The following is an 8757-nucleotide window of genomic DNA, read 5'->3' on the forward strand; positions in this document are numbered from 1 at the left end:
ACATTATCGTGTCAATGTTACCTGTGATTGATGATTTTGACAGAGCAATGGTCGAAATTAATAAAAGTGAAGATGAAGAATTAGTAAAAGGAGTAGTGTTAATTCAGGATAAGTTGGTGAAAACACTAGCGCAAAAAGGATTAACAGAGGTTGAGGTCAAACAAGGAGATGTTTTTGATGCAGACACTCAAGAGGCAATTACTCAAATTCCTTCACCAACCGAAGATTTGAAGGGAAAAGTAATTGATGTCATCGAAAAAGGATACAAATTAGGGGATACGATCATCCGTTTTCCAAAGGTAGTAATAGGACAATAATAGTTAAAGAGATACAGGTTTAGCAGTCCTCACGAAGGAATCTATTGCAAACCAAAAAAAGATAAGAAAAATGGCAAAACAAGATTTTTACGAAGTATTAGGGATATCCAAAGGTGCAAGTGCTGCGGAGATTAAAAAGGGCTATCGTAAAATGGCAGTAAAATATCATCCAGACAAAAACCCAGGAGATACACAAGCTGAAGAAAAATTCAAACTTGCTGCAGAAGCTTATGAGGTCTTGAGTGATGACAACAAGAGGGCTCGATATGATCAGTACGGTCATCAAGCTTTTGAAGGAGGACAAGGCGGAGGCGGAGGCTTTGGCGGAGGAATGAATATGGATGATATTTTTAGTCAGTTTGGAGATATCTTTGGTGGTGGTTTTGGTGGCTTTGGTGGAGGTGGTTCTCGCCGAGGTGGAGGGCGAAGAGCATCAGTTAAAGGGACGAACATGCGAATTCGTGTAAAGTTGACCCTAGAAGAAATTGCTAACGGAGCCGACAAAAAAGTAAAAGTTCGTAGAAAAAAACAAGCTAAAGGAGTAACTTATGGTACTTGTACTACCTGTAAAGGAGCTGGACAAGTCATGCAAGTGACCAATACAATTTTGGGTAGGATGCAAACTGCTGCTACCTGTAATGCTTGTGGTGGTGCTGGAGAGGTAATGAAAAACAAAGTTTCTGGAGCAGATGCACAAGGTCTTGTTGTTGAAGAAGAAACAGTGAGTATTAATATACCTGCAGGGGTCACAGATGGGGTTCAGTTAAAAGTATCTGGAAAAGGAAATGAAGCACCAGGAAATAATTCTATTTCGGGAGATTTATTAGTGTTAATTGAAGAAATACCTCATGATCATTTGACTAGAGAAGGAGTAAATTTACATTATGATTTGTATGTAAGTTACCCAGAAGCAGTATTGGGGGTAAGTAAGGAGATTGAGACAGTATCAGGAAAAGTTAAAATCAAAATTGACTCAGGTGTACAATCGGGTAAAATTTTGAGATTAAAAGGAAAGGGATTACCAAGTATAGAAAGTTATGGAACTGGGGACCTCATGATACATATTAATATCTGGACGCCACAAGAACTAGACAAGAGTCAGAAAAAGTTTTTTGAATCAAATTTAGATCATGAAAACTTTACACCAAACCCATCGAAGTCTGATAAATCTTTCTTTGAAAAAGTAAAAGATATGTTTTCGTAAGATAACAAATGTTAAGAAGAGAGAGGTAAGTCGTTATTTCTCTTTTTTTATACCTAATTATTTCAAAAGAATTATATATTTGTATTGTTGTGTTATTTATAACACACTTTTTCTTTTTCATAGCAATTTTTCCCACCTAGTTTACTAGGTGGGTTTTTTATTTAAAATAAAGGTCATTGAAAAGTAGGTTGTCTTATCGCCTCGTTTTATACGAGGAGGAAAGTCCGAGTACCATAGAACAGCATAGCGGGTAACCCCCGTCCTTCTAAAATTGCTTTAGAAGAGGACAAGTGCAACAGAAAGCAAGTACAGTTCGGCTGTAGTGAAACCAGGTAAACTCTATGCGGTGCAATGTCATGTATATTGGAGTCCTTTATAGGTAAGAGTTGTTCGCTCAATTCCAAGGGGTAGGCAGATTGAAGTTATTGGCAACAGTAATTCTAGATAAATGATAAGAATCTCGAACTTGTTTTGAGATACAGAACTCGGCTTATATACCTACTTTTTATGACTTTTATATATTTCTTTATCCTTTTTGTATGTTTTTAAATAGGGGTACTACAAAATGATATGTTTTGATTTTAACAGATGAAGCCATGTGATAAAATAATAATAAATCACTGAATGTGTTAAAAATATCATTTTTGATTAAATCTGACTGATTTCTGTTTTTTTTATGAAATCGATATTTTGTATATTGCCCATCCAAAAAAAATAATACAAGAACTTCTATGAGTATTTATAAAGATTATATCCAAGAGATCGAAGAACGAAAAGATCAAGGACTTCATCCGAAGCCAATTGATGGTGCAGAATTGTTGAGCAAGATCATTGACCAAATAAAAGATTTGAATAATGAATACAGAGAAGATTCTCTAAATTTCTTTATTTATAATGTTGTGCCTGGTACAACAAGTGCTGCTGTCGTAAAAGCTAAATTCTTGAAAGAGATCATTCTTGGAGAGTATGGTGTACAAGAGATTTCGCAAGATTTTGCTTTAGAATTACTATCTCACATGAAGGGTGGACCTTCTGTGGAGGTTTTGCTAGATCTAGCATTAGGAAGTGATTTTGATATAGCTAAGAAAGCGACAAAGGTTTTAAAAACTCAAGTTTATCTTTACGAGGCCGACATGGATCGTCTAGAAGTAGCTTACAAAGAAGGGAACGAAGTTGCTAAAGAACTTTTACAAAGCTATGCTCAGGCAGAGTTTTTTACTACCTTACCAGAAGTGGAAGAGGAGATTGATATCGTAACCTACATTGCCGGTGTGGGTGATATTTCCACAGATTTACTTTCTCCGGGTGCAGACGCACATTCCCGTTCAGACCGTGAATTACATGGACAATGTCTTTTTGAACACAATAAAGACATGCAGAAAGAGCTTTTGGCGCTGAAAAAACAACACCCAGATAAGCGTGTAATGTTAGTAGCAGAAAAAGGAACAATGGGAGTAGGTTCTTCGAGAATGTCTGGAGTAAATAACGTAGCCTTGTGGACAGGTATTCAAGCAAGTCCATATGTACCGTTTATCAATATAGCTCCTGTAATCGCTGGAACAAATGGAATCTCACCAATTTTTTTAACAACTGTGGGTGTAACAGGAGGTATTGGTTTAGATCTAAAAAATTGGGTAAAGAAAACTGACGCTGAAGGAAATGTTGTAAGAGATGCTGATGGAGAACCTGTTTTGGAAGAAACCTATTCAGTAGCTACAGGTACGGTATTGACGATTAATACCAAGACAAAGAAATTATATAATGGTGATCAAGAATTAAAAGATATCTCTGCTGCATTTACTCCACAGAAAGTTGAGTTTATGAAAGCAGGAGGTTCTTATGCAGTTGTTTTTGGTAAAAAATTACAAACCTTCGCCTGCAAAACACTAGGAATGGAAATCCCATTGGTCTATGCATCTTCAAAGGAAATCTCTATTGAAGGACAAGGGTTAACTGCTGTTGAAAAAATATTTAACAAAAATGCTGTAGGAAATACGCCAGGAAAAATCTTGCATGCAGGTTCAGATGTTCGTGTCGAAGTTAACATAGTTGGTTCTCAAGATACGACAGGTTTGATGACTTCTCAAGAATTAGAGTCTATGGCTGCTACTGTCATTTCTCCGATCGTTGATGGTGCTTACCAATCAGGATGTCATACTGCCTCTGTGTGGGATGATAAATCTAAGGCAAATATTCCTAGGCTAATGAAGTTTATGAATGACTTTGGTTTGATTACTGCTCGTGATCCACAAGGAAATTATCCTGCAATGACAGATGTTATTCATAAAGTATTGAATGATATAACAGTTGGAGATTGGGACATCATTATTGGAGGAGACTCTCATACACGTATGTCTAAAGGAGTTGCTTTTGGTGCAGATTCAGGTACTGTTGCTCTAGCTTTAGCAACTGGAGAAGCAACTATGCCAATCCCTCAATCAGTGAAAGTTACGTTTAAAGGTGCTATGAAATCGTTTATGGACTTTCGTGATGTGGTCCATGCGACACAGCAGCAAATGTTGAAGCAGTTTGGGGGAGAAAATGTCTTTCAAGGTAGAATCATTGAAGTTCACTTGGGGACATTAACTGCCGATCAGGCATTTACTTTTACAGATTGGACTGCAGAGATGAAAGCAAAAGCTTCAATTTGTATTTCAGAAGATGCTACTTTGATTGAATCTTTAGAGATTGCAAAGGGTAGAATTCAGATTATGATTGACAAAGGGATGGACAATCATTTGAAGGTATTAGAAGGTTTAATAACCAAAGCAGATAAGCGTATTTCTGAGATTAGATCTGGTGAAAAACCAGCTTTGAGACCAGATGCAACAGCTACTTATCACGCTGAAGTAGTTATAGATTTAGATGAGGTTGCAGAACCTATGATCGCTGATCCAGATGTAAATAACGATGATGTTTCTAAGCGTTATACTCATGATATCATAAGACCATTATCTTACTATGGAGGAACTAAAACAGTGGATTTAGGGTTTGTAGGTTCTTGTATGGTTCATAAAGGGGATATGAAAATTTTAGCTCAAATGTTAAAAAACATTGAGGCACAAAAGGGTAGGGTAGATTTTAAGGCACCGCTAGTGGTAGCACCCCCTACTTATAATATTGTAGATGAATTAAAAGAAGAAGGAGATTGGGAGGTATTAACGAAGTATTCAGGTTTTGAATTTGATGATAATGATCCAAAAGCAGCGGCTCGTACCAAATATGAAAATATATTATATTTAGAACGTCCGGGATGTAACTTATGTATGGGTAATCAAGAAAAAGCAGAACCAGGAGATACTGTAATGGCTACCTCTACTCGTTTGTTCCAAGGAAGAGTGGTAAAAGATTCAGGTGAGAAAAAAGGAGAGTCTCTGTTGTCATCAACTCCAGTGGTTGTATTGTCAACAATCTTAGGAAGAACACCTACTATGGATGAATATGAACAGGCTGTAGAAGGAATTGTTTTGACAAAATTCACTCCCTCTTTAAAACAGCTAATTAAGTAATTAGAAGTTTTTCTATAAATTAAAAAGCTCGAATCCTAAGATTCGAGCTTTTTTGTGTTTGATCATTTTTGATTTAAAAAACAAACTGATTGGTGTTTAGATCATAACGAATGTCTTCAGAATTGAAAATAGTTGTTAATCTTTTTTGGATTTTTGTGTCATTAGGTTTTCCGATTGAAAGTTCAGACTGATCTATCAGCAATAGGCGGTCAGAATTTTTTAAAGCTAAATTAATTTCATGTGTAGAAATTAAAACTGTTTTTTGAGTTTTTTTGCAGATTTTAGATAGAATTCTAAACGTGTTTATTTTATGATGAATATCTAAATGTGAAGTAGGTTCATCTAATAATATGACAGGTGTATCTTGAGCTAAAGCTCTCGCAATCATAACTCGTTGAAGTTGTCCGTCGCTTAGTTGGTGTGTAAGTTTATTAGATAAATCTTTGGTCTCTGTCAAGGCCATAGATGCTTCAATGTGGTTAATGTCATTGTTTGATAATTTGCCAATCCAATTGGTGTGGGGTTGTCTTCCTAGCGCAATGGTTTCATAAACAGTCAACGATGTTTCAAGAGTTTTCTCTGTCAGTACAACGGAAATGAGGAGAGCGAGTTCTTTAGAAGAGACATTTTTTATGTTTTTCTCATATATTTCTATCGATCCTGAAAGAGGGGGTAGTATTTTAGAAAGTGTCTTTAACAGTGTAGATTTTCCTGATCCATTTCTGCCTAATAAACATACAAGCTCTCCTTTATTGAGGTTAAAACTAACTTGACGGCAGATGCAGGTTGTTTTTTTTGAAGTACCAAAACCGATATCTAATGCTGTTGATTTTAATGCGGATTGCGTCATGATCTAGTTGTTTTTGATTTGGCCACCAGAAGCCATATGACTATTGGGGCTCCAAAAATAGAGGTGATAGCGTTGATAGGCAATGTTTTTGAGCCTACAGAGATATGTGTTAAGCTATCGCAAATTAGCATTATGATAGCGCCGATGATTCCAACAGCCGGAATAAGTATTTTGTGTGTAGAGGTTTTAAAAATAAGTCTAGTAATGTGTGGGATTGCTAGCCCTATGAAAGCAATAGGCCCAACAAAAGCTGTGATACTCCCTGTCAATAAACTTGTAATTAGAAACACAATTGTTTGTGTTTTTTTGATCGAAATCCCCATGCTCCTAGCATAATTCTCTCCAAGTAGTAAGGCATCCAAAGATTTAATAATTGGAAGTAATCCTATAGAACTTATCGTTACAATTCCTGTAAGTAGAGATACATCAGTCCAACACAAGTTGCTTAGACTTCCTAGGCTCCAATATATATATTGCTGTAGTTCATTAGCACTACTAAAATAAGACAATACGCTTATTATGGCTGTTGTGAAGCTTCCAAACATCAATCCAATGATAAGAATTGACATTGTGTTTCGTATATTTCTAGCAGTAATCATTACAATACTTAAAACGATAAAAGAACCCAAACTAGCAGCTATTGGTGTGGATAAACTGTAAAGGTGATGGATAGAACCAAATAAACTCCCTCCCATGATAAGCAAAGCAACCCCTAGGCTAGCACCAGAACTAATCCCAAGTACGAATGGACCAGTAAGGGGGTTTCTAAAGAATGTTTGTATGATCAATCCACTAATTCCAAGTCCAAAACCTATTACAATACTAGTGATTGTTTTCGGTAATCGATACTCAGTCAAGATATATTCGTAGTTTTCTGATCTTGTTGGATCAGAAGTAATAATATTCCAGATGTCTTTCAGAGGTATAGCAATACTACCACTATACAGATTGAGAATTGCTGCAAGTATCAGTATAACCAGTAATCCTATAAACACGGATTGATGTTTTTGTCCAGAAATATACACTTTATTGTTTTTGTAAGAATTCGATTAATTTTTGGATGGCCAATCCTCGATGGCTTATTTTTCCTTTTGTTTTCACATCCATTTCGGCAAAAGAGACAGTATATCCTTTTGGCTTAAAAATGGGGTCGTACCCAAATCCTTTCTTTCCTTGTTTTTTTTCTAAAATGGTCCCATTGCATATACCGTCAAATAGATGCTGCTGGTTGTTGATGTTTAGGCAGATAATGGTTTTGAAATGAGCGTTTCGGTTTCTCTTTTTGTCAAGATTCGATAACAACAGATTCATGTTGCCATCAGCATTTCCGTGTTTCCCGGCATATCTTGCCGAATATACTCCGGGATCACCATTTAAAGCGTCGACCAGCAAGCCTGTATCATCTGCAAAACAATTGTATCCGTATTTTTTTGTGACATAGTTAGCTTTTATCATCGCATTCCCTTCAAGTGTGTTTGCTGTTTCTGGTATGTCTTCCGAACAGCCAATATCAGTTAAAGACAGGATCTCGAAGTCAGGAAGTAATAGTTTTACTTCGTTTAGTTTGTTTTTATTGTGTGTAGCAAAAACTATTTTCATGAGAGTATAGTTTGTTTATTATTCGTGATGATAAGGTTCGTTTTTTAAGATTGTAGCACTTCTGTAAAGTTGCTCTATCATGAATAAACGAATCATTTGGTGAGAAAATGTCATTTTAGATAAAGAGATTTTACCTTTTGCTTTCGCATAAACATTGTCAGAGAAACCATAGGGTCCACCAATAGCAAAAACCAATTGTTTGATTCCAGAATTCATTTTTTTTTGTAAAAAATCAGCAAAATCTACAGATCTAAATTCTTTTCCTTTTTCGTCCAATAAAATTAAAAAATCAGTTGGCTGTATTTTTTTTAGAATCAGTTCTCCTTCTTTTTCTTTTTGTTGTGCTACAGAAAGGTTTTTTATTTTTTTAATGTCAGGGATAATATCCAGATTAAATTTGATGTAGTGTTTAAGTCTAGCTTGGTAGTCTTCTATAAGTTGTATGAGGTTTTTATCATCGGTTTTTCCAATGGCCAAAAGGGAGATTTTCATATTTTCTTTACTTTACTGATGCAAAGGTACTAAGAACATATGATATTTGGTTTCAATCTTGGATAAGGTCACGACTTTCTCATATGGAATTTGTGCTGATTTGGTTTGGAGTAAACAATTTTAGTTTTCTGAAGTCCATCGCAGTATAGATTTATCAAAAGTGGATGTAGATAATAAATAAAGAAGTATATCTTTGTTTTAAAATAAGATGAAATGATTAACCAAATTCAGTTTGAAAAGGAGATTAAGTTAATAATAGCAAATGCTATCAGAGAAGATGTGGGTGATGGAGATCATTCATCACTTGCTTGTATACCCTCAACTGCTGATGGAAAAGCTAAATTATTAGTTAAAGATACTGGAGTCATTGCTGGTGTTGATTTTGCTTTGGAGGTTTTTAAATATGTTGACGAGAACCTTAGTGTTGATATTCTTATTCATGATGGTCAAAAAGTAAGAAAGGGTGATATTGTTCTCTATGTGACAGGTAGTTCACTTTCTATCCTCAAAGCCGAGCGGTTGGTGTTGAATGCTATGCAACGTATGAGTGCAATTGCAACAAAAACAGCACACTATGTTGATTTGTTGAAAGGCACAAGAGCTAAAGTTTTAGATACTAGAAAAACCACTCCGGGTATTCGTGCCATAGAAAAATGGGCGGTAAAAATAGGAGGAGGGGAAAATCATAGATTTGCCTTATATGACATGATTATGTTAAAAGACAATCATATTGATTTTGCTGGAGGTGTGGCAAAAGCGATTCAGCAAACAAAAAAATACTTGAAA

The 8757-nt window shown here is 35.7% G+C and carries 8 protein-coding genes and 1 other RNA gene; 5 read left to right on the forward strand and 4 right to left on the reverse strand.

The window, feature by feature from the left end; all coding sequences use genetic code 11:
* The 4 genes from grpE to ABF281_RS08485 all read left to right on the forward strand — a co-directional run.
* A partial coding sequence (gene grpE / locus ABF281_RS08470) for a nucleotide exchange factor GrpE (RefSeq protein ID WP_347181244.1) occupies positions 1–317 on the forward strand: 317 nt, incomplete at its 5' end.
* A gap of 70 nt (positions 318–387) precedes the next feature.
* Positions 388–1521: a molecular chaperone DnaJ gene (gene dnaJ, locus ABF281_RS08475; RefSeq protein WP_347181245.1), complete on the forward strand. Its 1134-nt coding sequence runs from the start codon at positions 388–390 to the stop codon at positions 1519–1521.
* A gap of 180 nt (positions 1522–1701) precedes the next feature.
* Positions 1702–2030, forward strand: an RNA gene (gene rnpB / locus ABF281_RS08480) — RNase P RNA component class A.
* Between the two features lie 222 nt (positions 2031–2252).
* Positions 2253–5030, forward strand: coding sequence for a bifunctional aconitate hydratase 2/2-methylisocitrate dehydratase (locus ABF281_RS08485; RefSeq protein WP_347181246.1), 2778 nt, complete (start codon positions 2253–2255; stop codon positions 5028–5030).
* Between the two features lie 73 nt (positions 5031–5103).
* On the opposite strand, the gene ABF281_RS08490 is transcribed toward ABF281_RS08485, so the two are convergent.
* Genes ABF281_RS08490 through rlmH form a run of 4 tightly spaced genes read right to left on the reverse strand, consistent with a single transcriptional unit; the run spans position 5104 to position 7971 of the window.
* Entirely contained in the window at positions 5104–5880 is a 777-nt protein-coding gene (locus ABF281_RS08490; protein ID WP_347181247.1) for an ABC transporter ATP-binding protein, read from the reverse strand.
* Positions 5877–6869: an iron ABC transporter permease gene (locus tag ABF281_RS08495; RefSeq protein WP_347181251.1), complete on the reverse strand. Its 993-nt coding sequence runs from the start codon at positions 6867–6869 to the stop codon at positions 5877–5879. The genes ABF281_RS08490 and ABF281_RS08495 overlap by 4 nt, the downstream gene beginning before the upstream one ends.
* A 37-nt stretch (positions 6870–6906) precedes the next feature.
* Entirely contained in the window at positions 6907–7479 is a 573-nt protein-coding gene (locus ABF281_RS08500; RefSeq protein WP_347181248.1) for a non-canonical purine NTP diphosphatase, read from the reverse strand.
* Between the two features lie 18 nt (positions 7480–7497).
* Positions 7498–7971 carry a 23S rRNA (pseudouridine(1915)-N(3))-methyltransferase RlmH gene (gene rlmH, locus ABF281_RS08505; protein WP_347181249.1) on the reverse strand — a complete coding sequence of 158 codons (474 nt, stop codon included), beginning with the start codon at positions 7969–7971 and terminating at the stop codon, positions 7498–7500.
* A gap of 213 nt (positions 7972–8184) precedes the next feature.
* Here rlmH and nadC point away from each other — a divergent pair.
* On the forward strand, positions 8185–8757 hold a 573-nt coding region (gene nadC, locus ABF281_RS08510), incomplete at its 3' end, for a carboxylating nicotinate-nucleotide diphosphorylase (RefSeq protein ID WP_347181250.1).

It is taken from the genome of Wenyingzhuangia sp. (assembly GCF_039768515.1).
In the GTDB taxonomy this organism is placed as follows: Bacteria; Bacteroidota; Bacteroidia; order Flavobacteriales; family Flavobacteriaceae; genus Wenyingzhuangia.